The following is a 26,301-nucleotide window of genomic DNA, read 5'->3' as shown; positions in this document are numbered from 1 at the left end:
TTGCATGAAATGGCTTTCAAATGGCGACATTTCGCCAAACGTTTTCGCTGTAATTAAATTTCAAGTACGTAGCGAGATAATTTATGTGATCAACGACACAAATATGGATATTGGCTAAAAAAGTTCAGCTGAAAGCAAACCGGAGCGAGGTCGGGAGGAAATGTAAAAAACCTTACTAATCATATAGTTTCAAGCCATAAAACGGGATAACTCAACAGCCTGAATGTTTAACAACCAAGCGCCCCTATTGCAGGATGCAGCACATCAGTATTAATTAGGCAGGCAATGACGATGGGCCGCCCCCATCGCGCTTTTCTGAGCCTGAGGCACCAAGATCCTGTAATTTTATTTCAGAACCACCGTCTCAAGCCCGCAACCCAGGGATTACTCCCTCATTAAGAGATGATATTCGCTATGGCCGATAAATTAACCCAGCTGAAAGCCCTGACCACTGTTGTTGCCGACACCGGTGATATCGAAGCCATCAAACGCTATCAGCCCATCGATGCCACCACCAACCCCTCTCTGGTTCTGAAGGCCTCCGAGATCCCCGAGTACGCTCCGCTGATCGAAGACGCCATCAAGTGGGCCAAAGCCCAGAGCCAGGACAAGGCACAGCAAATCATCGACGCGGGCGACAAGCTGGCCGTCAACATCGGTCTGGAAGTGCTGAAGATCGTTCCGGGCCGCATCTCTACCGAAGTGGATGCCCGCCTCTCCTTCGATACCGAAGCCAGCATCGCCAAGGCCCGCAAGCTGATCCGTCTTTACAACGAAGCGGGTATCAGCAACGACCGCATTCTGATCAAGCTGGCCTCCACCTGGGAAGGGATCCGTGCCGCCGAGGTTCTGGAGAAAGAGGGCATCCAGTGCAACCTGACCCTGCTGTTCTCCTTCGCCCAGGCCCGTGCCTGTGCCGAAGCCGGTGCCTTCCTGATCTCCCCGTTCGTGGGTCGCATCCTCGACTGGTACAAGGCCAAAAATGGCCGTGACTACACCGCCAGCGAAGATCCGGGCGTGGTCTCCGTCACCTCCATCTACAACTACTACAAGCAGCACGACTACCCGACTGTCGTGATGGGCGCCAGCTTCCGCAATACCGGCGAGATCCTGGAACTGGCCGGTTGCGACCGCCTGACCATTGGCCCGGCCCTGCTGGAAGAGCTGAGCAAGACCGAAGGCGCCGTGGTACGCAAACTGGACTACACCGGTGAGCGCAAGGCCAAACCGACTCCGATGACCGAAGCCGAATTCCGCTGGGAACTGAACCAGGATGCCATGGCTCACGAGAAGCTGGGCGAAGGCATCCGCATGTTCGCCATCGACCAGGGCAAGCTGGAAACCATGCTGGCAAGCCGTCTGTAATCAGTTCTTTTTTCTGATAAAAACCGGGCCCCTACCAAGGGGCCCGGTTTTTTTTCATGGGCTTTTTTAGCGCTGTCATAGAGTCGTCACGAAAACGTTTTAATTTCAGATTCGTTATGTTATACGGGTGGTGAAAACGATAAAAACCAAGGAGGGAGCCATGGAAATGTTCAACTTCGATTATGACGAGGTGGTTGAACTCGGTTCGCGTAGCCGCGGGACAACGGGAAAAAAACGTAAATGGCGTGAAATCGAGGCGTTGAAAGACAAACATCGCCTGCAGAAGGAGCTGCAATCCATCGATATCGCCTATGAAGGTCTTACAGACGAGATTGAACTGTAATACTGCCAGACAACTGTAAAAGCGCTCCGCACAGCCGGGGCGCTTTTTTATGCCGCAATCGGATGATCAAGTGGCTTGTCATGCCACCGCTAACGATGCCACAGGATGCAGCGGGCTAATGACAGTCATCACCAACAGCGTGGCATACCAACCCTGCCCCACACCCACGAATGCAGACCTGCGCCGTTTCAGGGCGCGTTGGGGCAAACATCGCAAGACAAGTCATCAGCAATAAAAAGCCCCCGTCGCTGACGGGGGCCTGTCATCACAATAAAAAGCCCCCGTCGCTGACGGGGGCTGACGGCTGACGGCTGCGCTTAGCAGTAGCCGTAGCCCAGCAGACGCTGGTAACGCTGCTCCAGCAGTTGCTCGGTATCGAGCGGACGCAGAGCGTCCAGATCCTGCTTGATGCGGGCCTTGAGGTTTTTGGCCATCTTCTCCACATCGCGGTGGGCACCGCCGAGGGGCTCGTCGATCACGTGGTCGATCAGCTTGAGCTCCTTCAGACGCTGGGCAGTGATACCCATCGCTTCGGCAGCCACAGAAGCCTTGTCGGCGCTCTTCCACAGGATGGAGGCACACCCTTCCGGCGAGATGACGGAGTAGGTGGAGTACTGCAGCATGTTGACGCGGTCACCCACGCCGATTGCCAGCGCACCACCTGAGCCGCCCTCACCGATCACGGTGCAGACCACCGGCACGGTCAGACCGGCCATCACTTTCAGGTTGCGGGCAATCGCTTCGGACTGGCCACGCTCTTCGGCACCGACGCCGGGGTAAGCGCCCGGAGTGTCGATAAAGGTGATGATCGGCATCTTGAAGCGCTCGGCCATCTCCATCAGACGCAGGGCCTTGCGGTATCCTTCCGGACGCGGCATACCGAAGTTGCGCTTGATCTTCTCTTTGGTCTCGCGACCCTTCTGGTGACCAATCACCATCACCGGCTCACCGTCGAGACGGGCGATGCCGCCGACGATAGCCTTGTCATCGGCATAGGCGCGATCGCCAGCCAACTCGTCAAAATCGGTGAAGATATGCTCGATATAGTCAAAGGTGTAGGGGCGCTGGGGATGACGCGCCATCTGGGATACCTGCCAGGCACCCAGATCACCGAAGATCTTCTTGGTCAGCTCTTCGTTTTTCTTCTCCAGCCGGCGGATCTCGTCTTTCAGATCCACGGCGTGATTGCCTTCACTCACATGTTTGAGTTCATCAATCTGCGCCTGCAACTCGGCAATCGGCTGTTCAAAATCCAGAAAAAGACTCATAGGGCCTTAGAACCTCTAATCAAAAACCAATTCAACCCGCTCTCGTCCAAGCAGGACTCGCAAGTCATCTATCAGTTGATCGGTGGGCGTCACCCGCCACTCGGTACCGAGCGTCAATCGCACCCGGGAGCCGGGGCGACGATAGTTTACCTGAACCGGACAGACTCCGGCACGGGCGGGCTCCAAAATCTCGCACAAACGCGGGAAAAAGCGATCATCAATCCGCTGTTCATCGAGGGAGATGCGGATTGCTCTGGCAAAACGCTCCCTCGCATCGTTGATATCCAGTAATTCTCGAGCCGACATTTTAAGGCCACCGGAGAAGTCATCAAAGCTGACCTGTCCAGAAACCACCAAAATGCGGTCTTTTTGCATCAATTCTTCATATTTTTCCAGCGCTTCACTGAACAGGGTCACATCGAGGCGACCGGAACGGTCGTCCAGGGTGAAGATCCCCATCTTGTTGCCACGCTTGGTCACCATGCTGCGAGCCGCAATCACCAGCCCCGCCGCCGTGGTCACGGTATCGCGGGAGGTGGGATGCAGATCGCACAGGCGACCCGAGGTATAACGACGCAATTCGCTGCTGTACTGGTTGATGGGGTGGCCGGTGAGATAGAGCCCGAGGGTCTCGCGCTCCCCTTCCAACCACACCTTGTCAGGCCAGTGCGGCACGTTGGCAAACGCCTTCTTGACGTCGTCAATCTCTTCGGTGAGCACGCCGAACATGTCGACCTGCCCCACCGCCTGCGCCTTGGCGTGCTGCTCGGCGGCACGCATCGCCTCCTCCAGCGTCGCCATCAGCGCCGCGCGGTGGGGGCCCAGTCGGTCCATGGCGCCGGAGAGGATGAGTTTTTCCATCACCCGCTTGTTGAGCTTCTTGATGTCGACTCTGTTGCAGAAGTCGAACAGATCGCGGAACGGGCCGTCCTGATCCCGCGCGCTGAGAATCGCATCTATGGGGCCTTCGCCGACCCCTTTCACCGCGCCTATGCCGTAGACGATGTGACCGTCCTCGTTGACCGAGAAGCGATAGCGGCCTGTGTTCACATCCGGCGGTATCACGGTGAGCCCCATGCGCTGGCACTCGTCCACCAGGGTCACGATTTTGTCGGTGTTGTCCATGTCGGCGGTCATCACCGCCGCCATGAACTCGGCCGGGAAGTGGGTCTTGAGCCAGAGGGTCTGGTAGGAGACCAGCGCATAGGCGGCGGAGTGGGATTTGTTAAAGCCGTAGCCCGCAAACTTCTCCACCAGATCGAAGATCTTCATCGCCAGTTCGCCGTCGACGCCATTCTTGACGGCGCCCTCCTCGAAACCAGCCCGCTGCTTGGCCATCTCCTCGGGCTTTTTCTTACCCATGGCACGGCGCAGCATGTCCGCGCCACCCAGCGTATAGCCCGCCAGGGTCTGGGCGATCTGCATCACCTGCTCCTGATAGAGGATGATGCCGTAGGTCGGTTCCAGAATCGGTTTCAGGCTCTCGTGCTGCCACTTCTCGTCCGGATAGGAGATCGCTTCATTGCCGTGCTTGCGGTCGATGAAGTTATCCACCATGCCTGACTGGAGCGGGCCCGGTCGGAACAGGGCCACCAGTGCGATCATGTCTTCGAAGCAGTCGGGGCGCAGCCGCTTGATGAGATCCTTCATGCCGCGAGATTCGAGCTGGAATACCGCCGTGGTCTCGTAGCGCTGGAGCAGGTCGAACGACTTCTTGTCATCGATGGGGATGGCGGCGATATCGACCGGCGGCTTGCCCTCTTTGACAAGACGCGGGTTTATCATACCGAGCGCCCAGTCGATGATGGTGAGAGTGCGCAGACCCAGGAAGTCGAACTTCACCAGACCGGCGTATTCCACATCGTTCTTGTCAAACTGGGTGACCGGGTGATGGCCCTCATCATCGCAGTAGAGCGGCGCAAAGTCGGTGATCTTGGTGGGTGCGATCACCACGCCACCGGCGTGTTTACCAGCGTTGCGCACCACCCCTTCCAGCCGGCGAGCCATGTCGATGAGGTCTTTGACCTCCTCATCCTGCTCGTAGAGCTCGGGCAGCTTGGGCTCGGCCTCGAATGCCTTGGCAAGCGTCATGCCCGGATCCGGCGGGATCAGCTTGGAGATACGATCCACAAAGCCGTAAGCGTGGCCCAGCACCCGGCCCACGTCCCGCACTACTGCCTTGGCCGCCATGCTACCGAAGGTGATGATCTGGGAGACCGCATCCCGGCCATACATGTCGGAGACGTGCTCGATAACCTCGTCGCGTCGGTCCATGCAGAAGTCGACGTCGAAGTCGGGCATGGATACCCGCTCGGGGTTCAGGAAACGTTCGAACAGCAGGTCAAATTCCAGCGGATCCAGGTCGGTGATCTTGAGAGCGTAGGCCACCAGAGAGCCCGCCCCCGACCCCCGGCCCGGACCAACGGGGATGCCGTTGTCCTTGGACCACTGGATAAACTCCATCACGATGAGGAAGTAACCCGGGAAGCCCATCTGGTTGATCACTTTCAGCTCGACATCGAGACGCTCGTCATACTCGGGACGGCGCTCGGCCCGCACCGCCGGATCCGGGAACAGAAACTCGAGACGCTCCTCCAGACCCTCTTTCGACTTGGCCACCAGAAAATCTTCGGTAGTCATGTCGCCAGTCGGGAAGTTGGGCAGGAAGTACTCGCCAAGACGCACCGTCACGTTGCAGCGCTTGGCGATCTCCACCGTGTTTTCCAGCGCTTCGGGAATGTCGGCAAACAGCTCGGCCATCTCCTCCTGACTGCGCAGGTACTGCTGGGGGCTGTAGCGACGGGGGCGGCGTTTGTCCATCAGGGTATAGCCATCGTGGATGGCGACCCGGATCTCGTGGGCGTCGAAGTCATCGGCGTTGAGGAACACCACCTCGTTGGTGGCGACCACAGGCAGCTCGAACTCGGTGGCGATGGCCACCGCCATGTGCAGGTAGACCTCTTCGTCGGGTCGACCGGTGCGCAGCAGCTCGAGGTAGTAGGCATCGGGGAAGTGGGTCTGATAGAAGGCGACGCACTGCTCGGTCATCTGCCGGTTGCCCTTGAGCAGGAACTTGCCCACATCCCCCTCGCGCCCGCCGGAGAGGACGATCACCCCCTTGGCATGCTCGGCGAGCCAGCTCTTGTCGATAACCGGACGCCCCTGCACGTGGCCGCGCTGGTAACCGCGGGAAATAAGCAGGGTGATGTTCTGGTAGCCGTCGTTATCCATAGCGAGCAGGGTGAGACGGAACTGCTCGTCGCCGAGCTCATCGCTCTGCACCCAGAAGTCGGCACCGACGATGGGTTTGATCCCCTTGCCGTGGGCTGCGCCATAGAAGCGCACCAGACCACACATGTTCATCTGATCGGTCAGCGCCAGCGCCGGCATGTTGTTGGCCGCCGCCGCCCCGACGATGGGGTTGATCTTCTGCAGGCCATCGACCATGGAGAAGTCGGAGTGGACTCGCAGGTGGATAAAACGGGGGTCAGCCATCGTCATCTCCTCTCGCTGCTCAAACTAAATGGCATGGTCTACTCGATCCCCAGTGCGCGGCGCACCGGTTTGAAGCTCTTGCGATATTCGGGCAACGGGCCGCGCTCGGCCAGAATGGCGAGATGCTCCGCAGTCGGATAGCCCTTGTGGCGGGCAAAACCATACTCGGGATGACGGCTGTCCAGCTCGGTCATCTCCGCATCTCGGGTCACCTTGGCGAGGATCGAGGCGGCGCTGATGGCGGCCACCAGGCTATCGCCCTTGACCACAGCGCGCGCTTCCATCGGCAATGCAGGGCAACGGTTGCCATCGATAAAGACCAGCTCGGGGGTGACCTTCAGTCCCGCCACGGCGCGCTGCATCGCCAGCATGGTGGCATGCAGGATGTTGAGCTCGTCGATCTCCTCCGGAGTGGCGCGACCGATGGCCCAGGCGAGCGCTTTCTCTTTGATCTCGTCAAACAGCGCCAGCCGCTTCTTCTCAGAGAGCTTCTTGGAGTCAGCCAGCCCGGCAATCGGATTGGCGGGATCGAGAATGACCGCAGCGGTGACCACGTCACCCACCAGGGGGCCACGGCCCACTTCGTCCACACCGGCAACCAGCTTGTCGTCAGGAATATCGATCATCATCTTGTAGCCTTGAATCAAAACAGGCCCCGTGGGGCCTGACAGGGGTCGACTGGCGCGGCATCACCGCTCGGAAAACGGATTAACGGGCTGCGCGGCGCAATCGACGGTCCGAAATAGCGTTATCTGCCGAGCAGATCCGCCACCGCATCGGCAGCCTGCGAGTCGGCATTGCAGCGGATCAGCTGGTGCAGCTCGGTGAAGGTGTTGACCAGCGCACTGTTGTCGTGCTCGAAGTACTTGCTCACCTCTTCCACCAGATTCTCCGGGGTGCACTCGTGCTGGATGAGTTCCGGCACCAGCATGCGACCGGCAAGCAGGTTGGGCAGAGAGACAAATTCGGTCTTCACCAGTCGCTGGGCCAGCCAATAGCTGAAGGGCTTGAGTTTGTAACCCACCACCATCGGTTTTTTCACCAGCATGGCTTCGAGCGCCGCAGTGCCGGAGGCCAGCATCACCACGTCGGCGGCGATCATCGCCTCGCGGCCCTGCCCTTCCAGCAGCACCATGTCGAGACCCGGCGCTACCTCGGCCTTGATGGCCATAAACTGCTCGCGCCGTTTCTGGTTGACCAGCGGCACGATGAAGCCGAGATCCGGATAGCGCACCGTCAGGTGTTTGCACGCCTCGAGAAACAGGGGGGACATAAACCCCACTTCTGCGGTGCGGCTGCCCGGCAGCACTGCCAGCCAGCGGCGATTGGCATCGATACCGAGATTGCGACGCACGGCTGCCTGATCCGGCACCAACGGAATATCATCCGCCATGGTGTGACCGACAAAACGGCAAGGGGCATCGAAGCGGTCGTAGAAGGCTTTCTCGAAGGGCAGGAAGGCGAGCACCATGTCGGTGGCGGCCTTGATCTTGTGAATGCGGTTCTGGCGCCAGGCCCATACCGAGGGGCTGACATAGTGAACCGTCTTGATACCGGCGCGGCGCAGTTTCAGCTCCACTCCGATATTGAAATCCGGTGCATCCACGCCGATGAAGATATCGGGTGGATTGGCAATAAAGTGGCGCAACAGTTCGCGACGGACCTTGAGAATGCGCGGCAGACGGCCCAGCACCTCGGTAATCCCCATGACGGAGAGCTCTTCCATCTCGAACAGGGCCTTGACGCCGAGGGCCTGCATCCGCGGCCCGGCGATCCCTTCGAACTGCGCATCCGGGTAACGGGCTTGCAGCTCGCGCACCAGACCGGCAGCCAGAATGTCGCCGGAGACTTCTCCGGCGACGATACCGATACGAACCGGATCAGGCACGGATGATCCCGCGCTCGTTATCTTTGAGGAAGTCCACATAGAGCTGGACGGCCGGTTCGGCTTGCGCCATCTCGATCAGCACCGGCAGCACCTCTTCGATGGTCTTGCCGGAACGGAAGATCTCTTTGTAGGCACGCTTGACGGCAGAGATGGCCTCGGCGCTGAAACCGCGGCGACGCAGACCTTCGGAGTTGACCCCGAACGGCTTGGCGTAGTTGCCGGCGGCCATCACGTAGGGCGGCACGTCCTTGTTCAGGGCGGCGCAGCCACCGACGAAGGCGTGGGAACCGACGCGGCCGAACTGGTGAATGGCGGAGAGACCACCAAAGATCACGAAGTCACCGATCACCACGTGGCCCGCCAGGGTCGCGTTGTTGGCGAAGATGCAGTTGTCACCGATGATGCAGTCGTGGGCAACATGAACGTTGACCATGAACAGGTTGCCGCTGCCGACCTTGGTCAGGGATTGATCCTGAATGGTGCCACGGTGGAAGGTGCAGTTCTCGCGAATGACGTTGTTGTCGCCAATTTCGAGGAAGGTGCGCTCACCGGCGTACTTCTTGTCCTGGCAATCCTCACCGATGGAGGTGTGCTGGAAGATCTTGTTGCCGCGACCAATCTTGGTCGGCCCCTTGATCACCACATGGGAACCTACCCAGGTGTTGTCACCGATTTCCACCTCGGCGCCGATGACAGAAAAGGGGCCGATTTCAACCCCTTTACCGATCACGGCAGACTCATGGACGATGGCAGTATCGTGAATGATGGCAGTCTGGTCGATCACGTGTGTTAAACCTCGCGTTTGGCGCACATCAGCTCGGCGGTACAGACCACTTCACCGTCGACGGTGGCGACACCGGTGAACTTGGCAATACCGCGACGCTCTTTCAGGAACTCCACGTCGAGCACCAGTTGATCACCGGGGCCGACTGGGCGCTTGAAACGAGCGTTGTCGATTGAGGCAAAATAGTAGAGTTCGTTGGGAGACGGCTTGCCCACCATGGTAAAGGCCAGGATACCGGTGGCCTGTGCCATCGCTTCCAGGATCAGTACACCCGGGAACACCGGCTTGGCCGGAAAGTGCCCCTGGAAGATCGGCTCGTTGAACGAGACGTTCTTGATGGCGCGCAGAGTTTTGCGCTCATCGCTGATCTCGTAGTCGTCTACACGATCCACCATCAGAAACGGATAACGGTGGGGCAGCAGATCCATGATTTCCTGGATACCCAGGCTCTTCTTTTCAGTAGTCAAAACAGTACCCTATACCAATCGTGATTATTCTTGATCCAGCTTCTTCTCAAGCTTGCTTAACCGCTTGTGCATCTCTTCGATACGCATCACCCGGGCGGCGGTCTTGCGCCACTCTTTATTGGTTTGCAGAGGGATGCCGGAAGAGTAGACACCGGGCTCGGTAATGGGTCGCATCACCATGGCCATACCGGTAACGGTGGCCTGGTCGCAGATCTCCATATGCCCGTTAAAGACGGAAGCGCCGCCAATGATACAGTATTTGCCGACCTTGAGACTACCAGCCATCACGGTGGAGCCCGCCACGGCGGTGCCGTAACCGATCTCCACGTTGTGGGCGATCTGGCACTGGTTGTCGATGATGACGTTGTCTGCGATGCGGGTATCTTCCAGCGCACCGCGGTCAATGGTGGTACAGGCACCGATCTCGACCCGGTTGCCAATGGTCACACCGCCGAGCTGGGGGATCTTGATCCACTCGCCACGCTCGTTGGCGTAACCGAAACCATCGGCCCCGATCACTGTGCCGGATTGAACCAGACAGTCGGTACCCATGGTCACATTGTGATAGAGGGTGACGTTGGCCCACAGCCGGGAGCGGGCTCCCAGCCGGGTATTTTTGCCAACAAAACAGCCTGGGCCAATGCGTACATCGTCACCCAGCACGACGCCGGATTCGATCACTGCATTGGCGCCGATGGCCACTCTCTCGCCCAGTTGCACATCAGCCGCGATAACGGCACTCGGATGAATATCCGTGGCCGGCTGCGGGGTAGTGTCCAGCAGTTGGGCTACCCGGGCAAAGCCCACATAGGGGTCTTTGAGCACCAGGGCATTGGTGGGACAAAATGGCAGATCCGCTTCTGTAATGAGCACGGCGGTCGCCTTGCTCTGCTCCAGATAATGTCGGTACTTCTTGTTGGACAGGAAGGTGATATCCCCCTCCCCGGCCTTTTCCAGTGTCGCTACCTTGCGGATTTCCAGGGTTCCGTCGCCATGGACCTGGGCCCCCAGTTGCTGGGCCAGCTGTGCGAGAGTGAATGCCATCAATTAGTTGCTCTTGCTTACCTGAGAAATAACCTGGCCGGAGATGTCCAGCTTGCTGGCGGCATACGGGGCGGCATTGCGCTCCAGCACCAGATCGTAACCATTGCTCTTGGCGATGGAATCGATGGCAGCCTGCACCTTGGTCAGGATCTTGTTGCGCTCTTCGGACTGACGGCGGCCGTTGTCCTGCTCAAAGGCTTGACGCTTCTGGTTGAACTCCATCTGCAGCTTGGCCAGCTTCTCCTGGTTCTGCTTCTTCTGCTCGGCGCTCATGAAGGCTTCATCCTTGCGGAACTTCTCGACCAGCTTCTGGCCTTCCTGTTCCAGCTTCTGCAGCTCACGCATGCGCGGCTCGAATTCACCTTTCAGCTTGGCTGCAACGGCTTCACGCTGGGGCAGCTTTTGGAAGACTTCGCCCATGTCGACCACGGCGATCTTGGTCTCAGCGAAGGCAGAACCCATGCCGGCAGCCATCAGTGCAAAGCTCAAACCAGCTACTTTCAACGCTTTATTCACACTTACTCCTTGTTCCCTCATGGCGAGGGCTACCTGATTTACCCGATTATGCAAGCGGCGTTAGGACCGTCTTGTTACCTGGTGAGGCACGCATACCGCGCGTCCCATCATTGAAGACCCCCACCGCATGGGTGGGGGTGAAACTCTGCTTAGAAAGTACGACCGATGTTGAAGGAGAAGAACTCGGTGCGATCCCCTTCGTATTGCTTGATCGGCTTGGCCAGGGCGAACACCAGCGGGCCCATCGGCGAGAGCCACTGCAGGGAGACACCGGCAGAGACCCGGATATTGCTCGGGCTGGAGTAGTCCTGGCTCAAGTAGTTGCAATTAGAACTGGCGGTACAGGGATATGCCCCGTTGGCAAAATCAGTGCTCCAGACAGTACCTGCATCGACAAATGCAGTGGTACGGATCTGCGGACGGTAGGTCTCTGAGACAAACGGGGTCGGGAATACCAGCTCGAAGGAAGCCACAGCCAGCGCATTGCCACCCACCGAGGTATCGGAACCTTCGTAATATCCAGTCTCAGTCGGAGCACCGGAGCCATTATTCTTGTACTGCTTGTAAATAGCCTTGGGACCTATGGTATTGCTCTTGAAGCCACGTACCGTATCGAAACCACCGGCATAGTAATTTTCGAAGAACGGCAGCATGCTGCTATTTCCATAGCCATTTCCGTAGGAGACTCGTCCCTTGCCGATCATCACCCAGCTATGATCCACATCGAGCGGGAAGTAATGGGCATCTTCGGCGGAGAGCTTGTAGTACTGCAGCTCCATACCCGGCACAGTCACCTTGGCGTTCACTCGTTGACGCTCACCGGCGGTCGGAAACATCCCCTTGTTCAGGGTTGAACGGGTCCAACCAGCGGTGAGGTCGACTGTCACGAACTCAACACTATCCTCACCCTTGGCATAAAGATCCCAGAACTGATCCATCTGCACTGACTGACGGTTGTCATTCCATTGGTTATAACAATTGTTGTTCTCGTCAACGCCATCAGAACCGATACACTCCTTGAATTTTGCCTCATTAAATGTCGGTCGGCTGAGCTTGGAGCTTTCAATACCGGTACTGAAGTCGAGACGGTTGAACTCGTTGACCGGGAAGCCGCTGGAGAGACGGAAACCGATGGTTTCGTTCTCGTAATCGACGATATCGGCATCATCGGCGCGGAACTGGTTGTAGTAGACCCGACCACCCAGGCTGACACCATCTACGGTGAAGTAGGGGTCGTTGTAGCTCAGGTCAACATTCTTGGAGTAGTCGTTGGTGCTGGCGTTGATGGAGACCTTTTTACCGGTACCCATAAAGTTGTCCTGGGAGATCCCCGCCTGCAGGCTCAGACCCGATTCGGTGCCGTAACCGATACCGGCGTTGATAGAGCCTGCTGGCTGCTCCTTGACCTTGAAGTCGAGGTCAACCAGATCATCGTTGCCCGGCACCCGCTTGGTGTCCACTTCGACACTCTCGAAGTAGCCAAGGCGGTTGAGACGGCTCTTGGACTGCTCGATGTTGTCGGAGGAGAGCCAGGTGCCCTCCATCTGGCGCATCTCGCGACGCAGTACCTGATCTTCGGTGGTGGCGTTACCGCTGAAGTTGATGTTACGCACATAGACACGGGGGCCCGGCTCAACGTTGACGATCAGCTCCACTTCCTTGGTCTTGTCATTGATCTGCGGGAAGGTGACCACTTTCGGATAGGCGTAGCCGTAACGGCCGAGGAACTTGGAGAGCACCTCTTCGGTATGAGTCACCTGACTGGCGGAGTAGGTGCTGCCGGCAGCAATCGGGATCAATCCCTTCATCTCGCCACCGCGGTCGATCAGGTCCCCCTTGAGCTGGACACCGGAGACCTTGTACTGATCCCCTTCCTTGATGTTGAGGGTGACATAGACGCCCTTCTTGTCGGGGGTCATGGAGACCTGGGTAGACTCCTGCTGGAAGCGGATATAGCCGCGGTCCATGTAGTAGGAGCGCAGGGTCTCGATATCCCCCGCCAGCTTCTGCTTCTGATAGCGCTGGTCGGCGGTGAAGTTCCACCAGGGTACTTCGTCGCGCAGGGAGAGCTGGGCAATCAGCTTCTCTTCAGGGAAGATGCTGTTGCCGACGATGTTGATCTGCTGGATCTTGGCCGCTTCCCCTTCCACGAAGGTGAACTTGAGGTCGACCCGGTTGCGCGGCAACGGGGTGACGATGGCCTTGACCTTGGCGGAGTATTTACCCACGCCATAGTAGAAATCTTCCAGCCCCTTCTCGAGGGAGGTGAGCACGGTGCGATCCAGCGGATCGCCCACACGGATACCGGAGGACTCCAGACTCTGGGTCAGTTGCTCCTCTTTGATATCCTTGTTACCGGCAAACTCGATGCTGGAGATGGTTGGACGCTCCTTGACCATCACTTGCAGCACCTGGCCGTCACGGTAAACCTTCACATCCTCGAAGTTACCCGAGGCATAGAGCTTTTTGATGGCGCTGGCCAGAGCCACGGAATCGACGGTATCACCGACCCGGATCGGCAGGTTCAACAGTGCGGCACCCAGGGTCACCCGTTGCAGACCTTCGACCTGGATATCTTGCACCACAAAAGAGGCAGGGGCCGCCTGGGCCAGGAAACTGGCACCCAGCAGGCAACTCAACACCAATGCTTTTTTAACAGCCATTTTGTTCTTATGTGTCCTTGTTGATGCTCTGGCCTCAGAGGCGAGCGAAATCGTTAAACAGCGCAATGCCCATCAATAACATCAGAATGGCGGCGCCGATCCTGAAACCCACTTCCTGTATTTTCTCTGATACCGGCTTGCCGGTGACCGCTTCGATCAGGAAATAGACCAGATGGCCACCATCAAGCACCGGCAGGGGGAACAGATTGATAATTCCCAGGTTGACGCTGATCAGCGCCAGAAAACTCAAGAAATAGACCAGACCATAGTCGGCACTGCTGCCGGCGCCCTTGGCAATGGAGATGGGGCCGCTCAGGTTGTCCAGCGACACGATGCCACCGATCAACTTGCCAATCATGTCAAAGGTGAGCGTTATCAGGCTCCAGGTCTTGTCCGCGCCATACCACAGCGCCTGCAAAGGCCCATACTGTAACAGAATTCGATATTCATCCGGTAATGGAACCAGTTGCGGCGAGAGACCGACGAATCCTACCAGCTTGCCCTGCACCTTGCGGCTATCCGGGGTCAGGGTCACGTTGAGATCACTGTTGTTGCGCTCAACCACCACTTGCAGGGGTTCGCCCGGAGCCTGCTGCACCAGCTCGACAAACTCGGCCCACGCGGTAATAGGCTGATCGCCGACCTGTTTGATACGGTCACCGACCTGCAGCCCCGCCTTTTCACTGGCACTCTTGGCCACCACTGCAGCCACGACTGGCAGCACTTTGCCACTCAGGGGGACGATCCCCAAGCTGCCGATGGGCGACTCTTTATCCGGATCGAAGGTCCAGCCGGTCAGCGACAAGGTTTTATCGGTGGCATAGCTGGTATTGGGTGCCTGCACTTTCAGGGTGACTGCATCATCACCCAGATGACTGATAAGAGCGTAGGTGACGCTCTCCCAGTCACCGGTCTGCTCATCGCCGACCCCGACAATCTCCATCCCCGGCAGCACACCCGCCTCGGCAACTATGGATGACGGACGCACTTCACCGATCACCGGCTTGACGCTCGGAACCCCGATGATAAACATCAGCCAGAGGGCAAACAGGGCAAACACGAAGTTGGCCATGGGGCCCGCGGCAACAATCGCCATCCGCGCCCAGACACTCTTGTGGTTGAAGGCATACTGCTCGTCACCGGGCTTGAGTTCATCGACCCGGCCATCGAGCATCTTGACGTAGCCACCGAGGGGGATCAGCGCCAGCACATATTCGGTGCCATCTTTACCCATCCGGCGCCAGATCGCCTTGCCAAAACCGATGGAGAAGCGCTCAACCTTGACGCCACAACGACGGGCCACCCAGAAGTGACCAAACTCGTGCACCGCGACCAGCAGGCCCAGCGCAACAATAAAGGCACCGATATTCCACAACACACCGCCCATCAGCCAAGCTCCTCAATCAAAGTGTGAGCACGGGCTCTTGCCGCACCGTCCAGGGCAAACAGATCATCGAGCGAGCCGACGGCGCTGCTCTCCAGCACCAGCATCACTGCCTCGTTGATCCGGGCAATATCCATAAAGCCGATGCGCCCGGCCAGGAAGGCGGCAACCGCCTCCTCGTTGGCTGCATTAAGCGCAGTGGTCGCCGCTTGTCCCTTCTGGCAGGCATTGATGGCCAGTGCCAGACAGGGATAGCGATCATAATCAGGCCGGATAAAGCTGAACTCTCCGACACTGAAGAAATCCAAAGGTTCCACACTGGAGGGGATGCGATTGGGATAAGCCAGCGCATGGGCGATGGGGGTACACATATCCGGATTGCCAAGCTGGGCCAGCACGGAGCCATCCTTGTACTGCACCATGGAGTGGATCACCGACTGCGGGTGGATCACCACCTGGATCTGCTCGGGCGCCGCATTGAACAGCCAGCGCGCCTCAATGTACTCCAGCCCCTTGTTGATCATGGTGGCGGAGTCGACCGAAATCTTGGCCCCCATCGACCAGTTGGGATGAGCGATGGCCTGCGCCGGCGTCACCTTCGCCAGCTCGCTGATCTCGGTGTAACGGAACGGGCCGCCAGAACCGGTCAGCAAAATCTTGCTGATCCCCGCCGCCGCCAGATCGCAAAAACCGGGCTGGCGCTGCACGGCGGTCGGCAGACACTGGAAGATGGCATTGTGTTCGCTGTCGATGGGCAGCAGCTCGGCGCCATGTTCGTGCACGGCTTCCATGAAGAAAGCACCGGACATCACCAGCGCCTCCTTGTTGGCCAGCAAAATTCGCTTGCCGGCACGTACCGCGGCCATGGTCGGGGCCAGTCCGGCAGCACCGACGATGGCGGCCATCACGCTATGGGTGTCGGGGTGAGCGGCAACCTCGCAAAGGGCTGCTGCACCAGACATGACCCGGGTCGCACTGCCGTGCGCTTTCAGACGGGCAGCCAGTTCACGGGCGGCATCCTCATCGACCATCACGGCAAAACGGGGGGAGAATTCGAGGCAGTCCCGCAACATGGCATCCACGTTGCGGGCGGCGGTCAACGCCAACACTTGCCAACTGCCCGGGTTATGGCGCAGCACTTTCAAGGTACTCTGACCAATGGAGCCGGAGGCCCCCAGAATAACCAGTGACTTGTGCATCAAAACTCCTGACTGAGTAGCAGATAACTGAGCAGAAACACCGGCAGGGCGGCGGTCAGGCTGTCGATCCGGTCGAGAATGCCGCCATGTCCAGGCAACAGGGTGCCGGAGTCCTTGATGCCCGCCTCGCGCTTGAACATGCTCTCGGTCAGATCACCGAGCACGGAAGCAAGCACCGCCAGCAGAGAGCAAAACAGCACGGTGATCATCTTGGCAGGAACAAATCCCATCGACCAGGTGACACCGATGGCCAGCAGGCTGGCGGTAAAGAGGCCACCGCACATTCCTTCGATGGTCTTGCCCGGACTGACGGCGGGGGCAAGCTTGTGCTTACCGAACGCCTTGCCGAAAAAATACGCGCCAGAATCTGCCGCCCAGACCAGTCCCATCACGAACAACAGGATCCAGGCGCCCATCATGGGGTCATGGTAAAAGTTGTAACCACGGATGGCGACCAGCGACCAGAAGAAAGGAACCAGGGTCACCAGACCAAACAGCGACTTGAGCCAGATAGACTCTTTCCACAGCTTGGCGCTTTGGGGATAGCGCAGCACCAGCAGCAGACCCAGCAACCACCAGCTTACCGCTGTCCAGAGCACACCCATCACGAGAGGGTGCAGGTGGGGCGTCCAGAGTTGCTCCACTGGCAGCCAAAAGAGGCTGGCACCGAGCAACAGACAAAATACGATGGGCAACCATTGCTGCGGAGCAGCAGAGACAAACCCGCTCCATTCGCGACTGGCCAACAAAAACACCAGCGCAGCCAACAGGGCAAAAAATTTCAATGGCAGAAAGAAGAGCGCCCCCAACACCAGGGGGATCAACATCAAAGCAGTAATAATTCGTTGTTTTAGCAAAAGAAACCTCTCTCTTGGGAGCGGGGTTTAGCCGGTCTGCTGCTCGGCGATCAATTCCCGTATCTGTTCACCCGTGCAACCGAAGCGACGCTCGCGGGCAACGAAAGAGGCGACCGCCTCACTGAACTCGGCCTCGTTGAAGTCGGGCCACAATACCGGGGTAAAATAGAGCTCGGCATAAGCGAGCTGCCATAACACAAAGTTGCTGATGCGATGATCACCACCGGTACGGATCAACAGGTCCACGGGTGGCAGATCGGCCATGCAAACCTCGCGGGTCAACATGGATTCATCAATGTCGTCAGCGGCCAGTTCACCGGCCGCCACTGCTTTAGCCAGCTTGCGGGCAGCTTGGGCGATATCCCACTGGCCGCCATAGTTGGCCGCAATGTTCAGGGTCAACCCCTTGTTATTGGCGGTCAAGGCTTCCGCCTTGGCGATTTTGGCCTGCAACCGCTCACTAAAGCGAGCAGTATCGCCAATCACCTTGAGCCGGATCCCGTTGTTGTGCAGTTTCTGCACCTCACGACCCAGCACTGTGATGAACAGTTCCATCAAGGCACTGACCTCCCCTTCCGGGCGGCGCCAGTTCTCGCTGGAGAATGCAAACAGGGTCAATGCCTCGATCTTGGCACGCGCAGCAAAGGTAACGGCCTCGCGCACTGACTTGACGCCCGCCTTGTGGCCATAAACCCGCATCTTGCCTCGGTTCTGGGCCCAGCGACCGTTACCATCCATGATGATGGCGACGTGACGGGGTAAAGACGAGTTGGCACAATCACCCAACGCAGCCAAAAGCGACATGTAATTCTCCCACAAAGACAAAAGCGCCGTGCAGGGGCACTACACGGCGCTCGTAATATACCTTTCAGACGGTTAGATTTCCATTAGCTCCTTCTCCTTTACGGCAAGGGCCTCATCGACCAGCTTGATGTAGGAGTCGGTCAGTTTCTGGATCTCTTCCTGGGCGCGACGGTCGTCGTCTTCGGAGATCTCTTTGTCCTTCAGCAGCGCTTTCAGATCAGCGTTGGCGTCACGACGGATGTTGCGCACGGCAACACGGGCATTTTCCGCTTCGGCACGGACGATCTTGGTCAGGTCGCGACGGCGCTCTTCGGTCAGCGGCGGCAGCGGCACGCGCAGGGTCTGGCCATTGCTGGACGGGTTCAGGCCCAGATCGGAGGTCAGGATCGCCTTCTCTACCGCCTGGATCATGGAGCGGTCAAAGATGGAGATGGAGAGGGTGCGAGCATCTTCTGCCACGACGTTGGCCAACTGTTTCAGCGGAGTGGCAGCACCGTAATACTCAACCTGGATGCCGTCGAGCAGGCTCGGGTGAGCGCGGCCGGTACGGATCTTGGACATTTGAGTCTTGAGCGCTTCTACGCTCTTGCCCATACGGTCCTTGGCGTCGTTTTTAATCTCGTTGATCACAGTGGTTTTCCTTTTGGCGAACGAGCCGCTACACGGCCCGTGTCTATCTTATTTACTGACGTGATGGATAGGATAAGAGCGCCAGGTGGCTCACTTTTATCTTATTTACCAACGTGGTGGATCAGAGTGCCTTCCGGTTCACCCATGACAACCCGGCGCAGGGCACCCGGTTTGTTCATGTTGAACACGCGGATCGGCAGATCATGGTCACGTGCCAGGGTAAAGGCAGCAAGATCCATCACCTTGAGCTCTTTTTCAAGAACTTCATCATAACTCAGTTCATGATACAGCACGGCATCCGGATTCTTGACCGGATCTTCGTTGTATACACCATCAACCTTGGTGGCTTTGAGCACCACGTCAGCTTCGATCTCGATCCCGCGCAGACAAGCCGCAGAATCGGTAGTGAAGAAGGGGTTGCCGGTACCGGCAGAGAAGATAACGACTTTGCCAGCACGCAGCTGGCTGATTGCCTCGGCCCAGCTGTAGGAGTCACAGACCCCCTGCAGGGAGATGGCAGACATCAGACGGGCATTCACATAAGCACGATGCAGGGCATCACGCATGGCCAGACCGTTCATCACGGTTGCCAGCATACCCATGTGGTCGCCCACCACGCGGTTCATGCCCGCTTTGGCAAGACCGGCACCACGGAACAGGTTGCCGCCACCGATGACCAGACCGACCTGAACACCCAACTCAACCAGTTCTTTGATCTCTTGGGCCATCCGCTCCAGCACCGCCGGATCAATGCCGAAACCCTCGGATCCTTGCAGGGCTTCACCACTCAACTTCAGAAGAACACGTCTGTATGCAGGTTTGGGATTGGTACTCATGTCACTGATTCCTGGTCATATAAAGACCGCGACATAAGTCGCGGTCTGGGGAAACGGAAAAACCGGTTCGATTAGGCCTTTTGAGCGGCCGCGATTTGGGCTGCAACTTCAGCAGCGAAATCGGTCTCTTGCTTCTCGATGCCTTCGCCCACTTCGAAACGGGTGAAGGAGACAACGTCAGCGCCTTCTTTCTTCAGCAGTTCGGCAACGGTCATGGAAGGATCTTTCACGAACGGTTGACCAGTCAGGGAAACCTCACCGGTGAACTTCTTCATGCGGCCTTCAACCATCTTCTCGGCGATCTCTTTCGGCTTGCCGGAGTTGATGGCGATGTCGATCTGGATTTCGCGCTCTTTGGCAACGACTTCAGCAGACACGTCTTCAGGCTTGACGAATTGCGGGCTGTTGGCAGCAACGTGCATGGCCAGATCTTTGGCCAGCTCGGCAGAACCACCGGTCAGCTTGGTGATAACACCAATGCGGGAACCGTGAACGTAGGTGCCCAGGTTGTCACCTTCAACCAGCATCACGCGACGCAGGTTCATGTTCTCACCGATCTTGGCGATCAGGTTGGTGATGGTCAGCTCGACGGATTCGCCGTTACCGAAGTCAGCGGCTTTCAGCGCGTCAACGTCAGCAATTTTCTGGGTCGCAGCGATGTCAGCGATCTTCTGGCCCATTGCCATGAAGCTGGCATCTTTGGCGACGAAGTCGGTTTCGCTGTTCAGCTCGATCATGACGGCAACGTTGCCTTCGGTGCGAGCAAAGATAACGCCTTCAGCGGCGATACGGCCAGCTTTCTTGGCGGCTTTGGCCTGACCGGATTTGCGCATGTTCTCAATTGCCAGCTCGATATCACCAGCAGCTTCTTCCAGTGCTTTTTTGCAATCCATCATGCCAGCGGCAGTGCGCTCGCGCAGTTCTTTTACCAGGGCGGCAGTAACGTTAGCCATGTCCAGTATCCTCGGTCTTGAATTGACAAGAAACAGGGGCCACAAGGGCCCCTGCTAACCAATTACATCAGCTTGGTTAATAAGGGCTTTACAGTCCTTATCAATTACTCAGCTTCAACGAAGCCATCTTGTTCGGCTTGAACAACGATGTCCTGAGCGCGAGCTTCCAGTACGGTGTCAGCAGCAGCATTCAGGTACAGCTGTACGGCACGGATAGCGTCGTCGTTACCCGGGATGACATAGTCAACGCCGTCCGGGTTGGAGTTGGTATCAACGATGGAAACTACCGGGATACCCAGGTTATTGGCTTCTTTGATAGCGATATGCTCGTGGTCGGCATCGACAACGAACAGAACGTCAGGCAGGCCGCCCATGTTCTTGATACCACCCAGGCTCTTCTCCAGCTTTTCCATTTCGCGAGTACGCATCAGCGCCTCTTTCTTGGTCAGCTTGTCGAAGGTACCGTCTTGGCTCTGGGTTTCCAGATCTTTCAGGCGCTTGATAGACTGACGAACGGTTTTCCAGTTGGTCAGCATACCGCCCAGCCAGCGGTGGTTTACATAGAACTGGTCGCAACGCTCAGCGGCTTCTTTTACGGCTTCAGACGCGGCACGCTTGGTACCAACGAACAGTACCTTGCCTTTCTTGGCAGCTACGGAGCTGATGAAGTTCATGGCATCGTCAAACATCGGAACGGTTTTTTCCAGGTTGATGATGTGAACTTTGCTGCGGGCACCGAAGATGTAGGATTTCATTTTCGGGTTCCAGTAACGAGTCTGGTGACCGAAGTGAACGCCGGCTTGCAGCATGTCGCGCATAGAAACTTTAGCCATTTTATACCTCTGTATTGGGGTTAGGCCTCCACACATCCCATATAACCGACCCGTTAAGGCACCCCGGCATATGTGTCGATGTGTGTGTGTTGTTTAAGTAAGGGTGATGAAATCGGGACGCAAGTTCCCCATTCCGGCGCGCTTTATACCATAACTTTGTTCAGGACACCACCGGCCGACACCCTAAACAGGTGTAAATATGGATCCCGCCAGAGGATGCTGCGACGCCGATTTGACGTTGTGATGACAATCACACTGGAAGTACACGGGGGTTGCGGATAAAATTTTGCCCTGATTGCAAACGCATCTATTTTTCATTACCTGTCCTGTCTGCCCTCGCAGGCCCAGCGGCAGGCCGCAAGAGAGATCCCATGTCCATTAAAATCAAGACACCGGAAGAGATTGAAAAGATGCGCGTTGCCGGCCAATTGGCCGCCGATGTGCTGGTCATGATTGCGCCCCATGTCAAAGCTGGCGTCACCACTGACGAACTGAACACCCTCTGCCACGACTATATTGTCGACGTACAACAGGCGGTTCCAGCTCCGCTCAACTACCACGGCTTCCCCAAATCCATCTGCACCTCGGTGAACGATGTGATCTGCCACGGTATCCCGAATCACAAGAAGCTGCGCGATGGCGACATCATCAACCTGGATATCACCGTCATCAAGGATGGTTACCACGGCGATACCTCGGCCATGTTCATCGTGGGTGAAACCACCCCGCTGCGCCGCCAGCTCTGCAAGGTTGCGCAAGAGAGCCTCTATGCCGCCATCAAGAAGGTGCGTCCGGGTGCCTGCATTACCGAGATTGGGGCCGTCATTCAGCCCATCGTCGAGAAGGCCGGTTTCTCTGTGGTGCGTGACTACTGCGGTCACGGCATCGGTGCCGAGTTCCACGAAGAGCCGCAGATCCTCCACTACCGCAACAGCGGCAAGCTGGAGCTGAAAGCGGGCATGTGCTTCACCATCGAGCCCATGGTCAACAGCAAGAAGTATCACTGCAAGGTCAATCCGAAGGATGGCTGGACCGTGACCACCAAGGATGGCGGCGACTCCGCCCAGTGGGAGCACACCCTGCTGGTGACCGAGGATGGCTGCGAGGTGCTTACCCTGCGCCCCGATGACACTATCGACCGCTTCATCAAACACAGCTAACATCGAACCCCGGCCCTGAACTTCCAAAGCGCCGGGGTTTTTACTTCTGTTTCAACCGTTTGCCTGCCACTTGCGTGTGAGATGCCATGGACGCCAGCCTGCTTTCCCCCCATTTGTTACCCGATGACCAGCTCACTCGCGACAACTGCAAAGAGTACCTGAGCCGCTTTCTCGGCTGGCTGCACGCCCGTTTTGATGCCGGCGACAACATCATCGAGCTGGTTGCCACCCGCTCCGAATACATGGATCAGCTGCTCTGCCGGCTGTGGCAGAAGTTCGGCTTCGACAAGAGCGACCTCACCCTGATCGCGGTGGGGGGGTATGGTCGCGGCGAGCTGCACCCCCACTCCGATATCGACCTGCTGATCCTCTATGACGGCGACGAGCTGGACGAGGTGCTGGGGCTGCGGATCGGCGAGTTCATCACCTTGCTGTGGGATCTCAAGCTGGAGGTGGGTCAGGCGGTGCGCAACGTGGCGGAGTGTCTCGAGCAGGGGCGCGCCGATATCACGGTCGCCACCAACCTCATCGAGGCGCGCTACATCACAGGTCGCCAGGAGGGATTCCAGCAGCTCAAAGAGGCCACCGGCCCACAGCACTTCTGGCCAAGCGAAGCCTTCTTTCGCGCCAAGCGCCAGGAGCAGGCTGAACGTCATCAGCAGTTTCTCGGCACCGCCTACAAGCTGGAGCCGGATCTCAAAAGCAATCCGGGCGGCCTGCGGGATATTCAAACCCTCGCCTGGGTCGCCCGCCGCCACTTCGGCGCCACTACCTTGTTCGAGATGACCAGCCACGGCTTTCTCAACCGCGCCGAGTATCGTGAGCTGCTCGACTGCCAGAATTTTCTCTGGAAGGTGCGCTTTGCCCTGCACATGGCCATCAACAAGGGGGATAACCGCCTGCTGTTCGATCGCCAGCGCACCGTGGCCCAGATGCTGGGGTTCGAAGGGGAAGGCAACACCCCGGTCGAGCAGATGATGAAGCGCTTCTATCAGACGGTGCGTCGGGTCTCCGAACTCAACGAGATGCTGCTGCAGCTGTTTGACGAGGCGATCCTCGGCAACACCGCCATGGATGTGCGCCGCCTCTCCGACGAGTTCCAACTTCGTGGCCGCCTCATCGATGCGGTGGATGCGGAGCTGTTTAGCCGTGAACCGGCCGCTATTCTGCGCCTCTTCTATCAGATGGCCCAGCATCCCGAGATTGCCGGCATCCACTCGGCAACCCTGCGCCAACTGCGTGAGGCACGGCGCAAACTCAACTGCTGGCTGCAGGACTTGCCTGACTGCCGTCGCCTCTTTATGGCGCTGCTGCGCCACCCCAACGGCATCGGCCTGCCGCTCACCCTGATGCACAAGTACGGCATCCTCGCCGCCTATCTGCCCCAGTGGAACCTCATCGTCGGCCAGATGCAGTTCGACATGTTCCACGCCTACACGGTGGATGAGCACACCCACCGGCTGCTCAAAAACATTCACCAGTTCCCCAATCCGGCCAGTCGCCAGAGCCACCCGCTCTGCCACGAGGTCTTCACCCGGCTGCGCAAACCGGAGCTGCTCAGCATCGCCGCCCTGTTCCACGACATCGCCAAAGGGCGGCGCGGCGATCACTCGGAACTCGGCGCCGTCGATGCGCTGGAGTTCTGCCAGCTGCACGGCCTCGATCGCTACGAGAGTCGACTGGTCGCCTGGCTGGTGCGCCACCACCTGTTGATGTCGGTCACCGCCCAGCGCCGTGACATCTATGACCCCGACGTGGTCACCGATTTTGCCCAGAAGGTGCGCGACGAGCAGCATCTAGACCTGCTCTACTGCCTTACCGTGGCCGATATCTGCGCCACCAACGATACCCTGTGGAACGACTGGAAGGGCACCCTGCTGCGGGAGCTCTACTTCGCGACCCAGAAGGCGCTGCGTCAGGGGCTGGAGAACCCGCCCGACATGCGGCTGCGCATTCGCGAAAACCAGCGTCAGGCCAAGCAACTGCTTGCGCAACGGGATGTATCGGAAGAGGCGATCAATCAGCTCTGGGCCGATTTCAAGGCCGACTACTTCCTGCGCCACAGCCCGGAGCAGATCGCCTGGCACTGCCGCCACATCATCGAGCATGGCGACAATCCGGCACCGCTGGTGATCATCGGCAAACACCCGACCCGCGGCGGCAGCGAGGTATTTATCTACTGCCGCGATACCCCGAATCTGTTTGCCACCGTCGCCTCGGCGCTGGATCAGAAGAACCTCAACATCCACGACGCCCAGATCATGAACTCGCGCAGCAACTATGTACTCGATACCTTCGTGGTGCTGGAGCCGAGCGGCGAACCCATCAGCCCCAACCGCACCGCCACCATCAAGAAGGCGTTGGAGAAGGCGCTGCAGGAGCCGGGCAAGCTGGTGCTGCGCAACAAGCCGCTGTCGCGGCGCCACCGCCAGTTCAGCGTGCCGACCCGGGTAGTCTTTCTGCCCCACAAAGGGGAAAGCCGTCACACCCTGATGGAGCTGACTGCCCTCGATACCCCCGGTCTGCTGGCGCGGATCGGTGCCGTTTTCCAGCAGTGCGGACTGTCGCTGCACGCCGCCAAAATTGCCACTTTCGGTGAGAGGGTCGAGGACTTTTTCAGCCTGACCAGCCTCGATGGCGAGCCACTGACGGCGGAGCAGCAAAAACAGCTGGAAGAGCGACTGGTACACCAACTCAACCCCCAGCAGTCGGTGCTGGATTAAGCGAAGAGTGATTCGAAAGAGGCTGGTTGCCGGGCGTTTTTTGCCATGCCAAACAACTGGTTGGCACACACCGGATGAAGAAATGGCCGCTGGCCGGAAGAATTCCGGTCAACCCCTTAAAAACAGTCGGAAAAGTGTGATACAACAAACAGAATTTTTTAAAGGAAACCTGTCATGACCGAGTTGCAACAGATCATTGAAGCGGCCTTCGAGCGCCGCGACACCATTACTCCGGGCTCCGTGGATAGCGCCACCAAGTCCGCCATCCTGCAAGCCATCGACCTGCTGGACTCTGGCAAGGCACGGGTTGCCGAGAAGATCGCCGGTGAGTGGGTTGTCCATCAGTGGTTGAAGAAAGCGGTACTGCTCTACTTCCGCATCAACGACAACGGCATCATCAAGGGCGATGATGCCCAGTACTACGACAAGGTTCCCCTCAAATTCTCCAACTACACCGCCGAGCAGTTCAAGGAAGCGGGTGTGCGCGTGGTGCCGCCGGCAACAGCCCGCAAAGGCTCCTTTATCGCCCCCAATACCGTGCTGATGCCCTCCTACGTCAACATCGGCGCCTTCGTTGACGAAGGTACCATGGTCGATACCTGGGCCACTGTCGGCTCTTGCGCCCAGATCGGTAAGAACGTTCACCTCTCCGGCGGCGTCGGCATCGGTGGCGTACTGGAGCCACTGCAGGCCAACCCGACCATCATCGAAGACAACTGCTTTATCGGTGCCCGATCCGAAGTGGTTGAAGGGGTCATCGTCGAGGAAGGTTCCGTCATCTCCATGGGCGTCTTCATCGGCCAGTCCACCCGCATCTATGACCGTGAAACCGGCGAGATCCACTACGGCCGCGTACCGGCTGGCTCCGTGGTCGTCTCCGGCTCCCTGCCCTCCAAGTGCGGCAAATACAGCCTCTACGCGGCGGTGATCGTCAAGAAGGTCGATGCCAAGACCCGTGCCAAAGTCGGCATCAACGCCCTGCTGCGCTCCATCGACGAGTAATCAGCATTGCTGTGATGAAAGGGCGCCTGATGGCGCCCTTTTCATTTTGGCGCCCCTGTCACAGGCAAGCCATGAGGCATCGGTTAA

The 26,301-nt window shown here is 58.1% G+C and carries 22 protein-coding genes; 5 read left to right on the top strand and 17 right to left on the bottom strand.

Annotation, left to right across the window (positions count from 1 at the left end; all coding sequences use genetic code 11):
• Positions 1-414: 414 nt before the first annotated feature.
• The gene (gene tal / locus ACTG2J_RS05130; RefSeq protein WP_005349780.1) at positions 415-1,365 is read left to right on the top strand and encodes a transaldolase; all 951 of its coding nucleotides are present in this window, start codon (positions 415-417) and stop codon (positions 1,363-1,365) included.
• Positions 1,366-1,525: 160 nt separating this feature from the next.
• Positions 1,526-1,708, top strand: coding sequence for a DUF3545 family protein (locus ACTG2J_RS05125; RefSeq protein WP_005338547.1), 183 nt, complete (start codon positions 1,526-1,528; stop codon positions 1,706-1,708).
• A gap of 317 nt (positions 1,709-2,025) precedes the next feature.
• Here ACTG2J_RS05125 and accA read toward each other — a convergent pair whose 3' ends face one another.
• The 17 genes from accA to rpsB all read right to left on the bottom strand — a co-directional run bounded on the left by accA (position 2,026) and on the right by rpsB (position 21,329).
• Positions 2,026-2,976 carry an acetyl-CoA carboxylase carboxyl transferase subunit alpha gene (gene accA / locus ACTG2J_RS05120; protein WP_005338549.1) on the bottom strand — a complete coding sequence of 317 codons (951 nt, stop codon included), beginning with the start codon at positions 2,974-2,976 and terminating at the stop codon, positions 2,026-2,028.
• Positions 2,977-2,991: 15 nt separating this feature from the next.
• Complete coding sequence (dnaE, locus tag ACTG2J_RS05115) at positions 2,992-6,471, bottom strand: DNA polymerase III subunit alpha (RefSeq protein ID WP_439988930.1); 3,480 nt, start codon at positions 6,469-6,471, stop codon at positions 2,992-2,994.
• A gap of 38 nt (positions 6,472-6,509) precedes the next feature.
• Positions 6,510-7,100: a ribonuclease HII gene (gene rnhB / locus ACTG2J_RS05110; RefSeq protein WP_042055124.1), complete on the bottom strand. Its 591-nt coding sequence runs from the start codon at positions 7,098-7,100 to the stop codon at positions 6,510-6,512.
• A gap of 119 nt (positions 7,101-7,219) precedes the next feature.
• Entirely contained in the window at positions 7,220-8,359 is a 1,140-nt protein-coding gene (gene lpxB, locus ACTG2J_RS05105; protein WP_040098041.1) for a lipid-A-disaccharide synthase, read from the bottom strand.
• Entirely contained in the window at positions 8,352-9,143 is a 792-nt protein-coding gene (lpxA, locus tag ACTG2J_RS05100) for an acyl-ACP--UDP-N-acetylglucosamine O-acyltransferase (RefSeq protein WP_005338557.1), read from the bottom strand. The genes lpxB and lpxA overlap by 8 nt, the downstream gene beginning before the upstream one ends.
• A 5-nt stretch (positions 9,144-9,148) precedes the next feature.
• Complete coding sequence (gene fabZ, locus ACTG2J_RS05095) at positions 9,149-9,610, bottom strand: 3-hydroxyacyl-ACP dehydratase FabZ (RefSeq protein ID WP_005338559.1); 462 nt, start codon at positions 9,608-9,610, stop codon at positions 9,149-9,151.
• 24 nt (positions 9,611-9,634) lie between these two features.
• Entirely contained in the window at positions 9,635-10,654 is a 1,020-nt protein-coding gene (gene lpxD, locus ACTG2J_RS05090) for a UDP-3-O-(3-hydroxymyristoyl)glucosamine N-acyltransferase (RefSeq protein WP_005338561.1), read from the bottom strand.
• Positions 10,655-10,657: 3 nt separating this feature from the next.
• Positions 10,658-11,170, bottom strand: a complete 513-nt coding sequence (locus ACTG2J_RS05085; RefSeq protein WP_005338563.1) for an OmpH family outer membrane protein — start codon at positions 11,168-11,170, stop codon at positions 10,658-10,660.
• Positions 11,171-11,319: 149 nt separating this feature from the next.
• Positions 11,320-13,833 carry an outer membrane protein assembly factor BamA gene (bamA, locus tag ACTG2J_RS05080; protein WP_439988931.1) on the bottom strand — a complete coding sequence of 838 codons (2,514 nt, stop codon included), beginning with the start codon at positions 13,831-13,833 and terminating at the stop codon, positions 11,320-11,322.
• A gap of 34 nt (positions 13,834-13,867) precedes the next feature.
• A complete protein-coding gene (gene rseP / locus ACTG2J_RS05075) occupies positions 13,868-15,220 on the bottom strand; it encodes a sigma E protease regulator RseP (protein ID WP_439988932.1) in 1,353 nt (450 codons plus the stop codon).
• Positions 15,220-16,416, bottom strand: coding sequence for a 1-deoxy-D-xylulose-5-phosphate reductoisomerase (gene ispC / locus ACTG2J_RS05070; RefSeq protein ID WP_439997256.1), 1,197 nt, complete (start codon positions 16,414-16,416; stop codon positions 15,220-15,222). Before ispC ends, rseP begins: the two co-directional genes overlap by 1 nt.
• Positions 16,416-17,273: a phosphatidate cytidylyltransferase gene (locus ACTG2J_RS05065; RefSeq protein ID WP_026034918.1), complete on the bottom strand. Its 858-nt coding sequence runs from the start codon at positions 17,271-17,273 to the stop codon at positions 16,416-16,418. The genes ispC and ACTG2J_RS05065 overlap by 1 nt, the downstream gene beginning before the upstream one ends.
• 27 nt (positions 17,274-17,300) lie before the next feature.
• Positions 17,301-18,077: a polyprenyl diphosphate synthase gene (gene uppS, locus ACTG2J_RS05060; protein ID WP_005338574.1), complete on the bottom strand. Its 777-nt coding sequence runs from the start codon at positions 18,075-18,077 to the stop codon at positions 17,301-17,303.
• 72 nt (positions 18,078-18,149) lie between these two features.
• Positions 18,150-18,707, bottom strand: a complete 558-nt coding sequence (gene frr / locus ACTG2J_RS05055; RefSeq protein WP_005338576.1) for a ribosome recycling factor — start codon at positions 18,705-18,707, stop codon at positions 18,150-18,152.
• 101 nt (positions 18,708-18,808) lie between these two features.
• On the bottom strand, positions 18,809-19,543 hold the full coding sequence (gene pyrH / locus ACTG2J_RS05050) for a UMP kinase (RefSeq protein ID WP_005338577.1): 735 nt from the start codon (positions 19,541-19,543) through the stop codon (positions 18,809-18,811).
• A gap of 71 nt (positions 19,544-19,614) precedes the next feature.
• Positions 19,615-20,496, bottom strand: a complete 882-nt coding sequence (gene tsf, locus ACTG2J_RS05045; protein ID WP_005338578.1) for a translation elongation factor Ts — start codon at positions 20,494-20,496, stop codon at positions 19,615-19,617.
• A 104-nt stretch (positions 20,497-20,600) separates the two neighbouring features.
• Positions 20,601-21,329 carry a 30S ribosomal protein S2 gene (gene rpsB / locus ACTG2J_RS05040; protein ID WP_005303470.1) on the bottom strand — a complete coding sequence of 243 codons (729 nt, stop codon included), beginning with the start codon at positions 21,327-21,329 and terminating at the stop codon, positions 20,601-20,603.
• Between the two features lie 371 nt (positions 21,330-21,700).
• On the opposite strand from rpsB, the gene map reads away from it, so the two are divergent.
• From map to dapD, 3 genes are all read left to right on the top strand, one after another.
• Positions 21,701-22,489, top strand: coding sequence for a type I methionyl aminopeptidase (map, locus tag ACTG2J_RS05035; RefSeq protein ID WP_005338579.1), 789 nt, complete (start codon positions 21,701-21,703; stop codon positions 22,487-22,489).
• An 86-nt stretch (positions 22,490-22,575) separates the two neighbouring features.
• The gene (gene glnD, locus ACTG2J_RS05030) at positions 22,576-25,212 is read left to right on the top strand and encodes a bifunctional uridylyltransferase/uridylyl-removing protein GlnD (protein WP_150390372.1); all 2,637 of its coding nucleotides are present in this window, start codon (positions 22,576-22,578) and stop codon (positions 25,210-25,212) included.
• 174 nt (positions 25,213-25,386) lie between these two features.
• Positions 25,387-26,214: a 2,3,4,5-tetrahydropyridine-2,6-dicarboxylate N-succinyltransferase gene (gene dapD, locus ACTG2J_RS05025; protein ID WP_005338581.1), complete on the top strand. Its 828-nt coding sequence runs from the start codon at positions 25,387-25,389 to the stop codon at positions 26,212-26,214.
• Positions 26,215-26,301: the final 87 nt, after the last annotated feature.

The sequence above is a fragment of the Aeromonas sp. 6P genome, from assembly GCF_051919525.1.
Lineage (GTDB): Bacteria > Pseudomonadota > Gammaproteobacteria > Enterobacterales > Aeromonadaceae > Aeromonas > Aeromonas veronii.
The sequence above is the reverse complement of the archived record's forward strand: the minus strand, read 5'-3'. Positions and strand labels throughout refer to the sequence as shown.

Coding starts and splice junctions, on each gene's coding strand:
- tal (WP_005349780.1), top strand. CDS start 415: ATGGCCGATAAATTAACCCAGCTGAAAGCCCTGACCACTGTTGTTGCC.
- ACTG2J_RS05125 (WP_005338547.1), top strand. CDS start 1,526: ATGGAAATGTTCAACTTCGATTATGACGAGGTGGTTGAACTCGGTTCG.
- accA (WP_005338549.1), bottom strand. CDS start 2,976: ATGAGTCTTTTTCTGGATTTTGAACAGCCGATTGCCGAGTTGCAGGCG.
- dnaE (WP_439988930.1), bottom strand. CDS start 6,471: ATGGCTGACCCCCGTTTTATCCACCTGCGAGTCCACTCCGACTTCTCC.
- rnhB (WP_042055124.1), bottom strand. CDS start 7,100: ATGATGATCGATATTCCTGACGACAAGCTGGTTGCCGGTGTGGACGAA.
- lpxD (WP_005338561.1), bottom strand. CDS start 10,654: ATGGCATTCACTCTCGCACAGCTGGCCCAGCAACTGGGGGCCCAGGTC.
- bamA (WP_439988931.1), bottom strand. CDS start 13,833: ATGGCTGTTAAAAAAGCATTGGTGTTGAGTTGCCTGCTGGGTGCCAGT.
- rseP (WP_439988932.1), bottom strand. CDS start 15,220: ATGGGCGGTGTGTTGTGGAATATCGGTGCCTTTATTGTTGCGCTGGGC.
- ispC (WP_439997256.1), bottom strand. CDS start 16,416: ATGCACAAGTCACTGGTTATTCTGGGGGCCTCCGGCTCCATTGGTCAG.
- uppS (WP_005338574.1), bottom strand. CDS start 18,077: ATGTCGCTTTTGGCTGCGTTGGGTGATTGTGCCAACTCGTCTTTACCC.
- pyrH (WP_005338577.1), bottom strand. CDS start 19,543: ATGAGTACCAATCCCAAACCTGCATACAGACGTGTTCTTCTGAAGTTG.
- tsf (WP_005338578.1), bottom strand. CDS start 20,496: ATGGCTAACGTTACTGCCGCCCTGGTAAAAGAACTGCGCGAGCGCACT.
- rpsB (WP_005303470.1), bottom strand. CDS start 21,329: ATGGCTAAAGTTTCTATGCGCGACATGCTGCAAGCCGGCGTTCACTTC.
- map (WP_005338579.1), top strand. CDS start 21,701: ATGTCCATTAAAATCAAGACACCGGAAGAGATTGAAAAGATGCGCGTT.
- glnD (WP_150390372.1), top strand. CDS start 22,576: ATGGACGCCAGCCTGCTTTCCCCCCATTTGTTACCCGATGACCAGCTC.
- dapD (WP_005338581.1), top strand. CDS start 25,387: ATGACCGAGTTGCAACAGATCATTGAAGCGGCCTTCGAGCGCCGCGAC.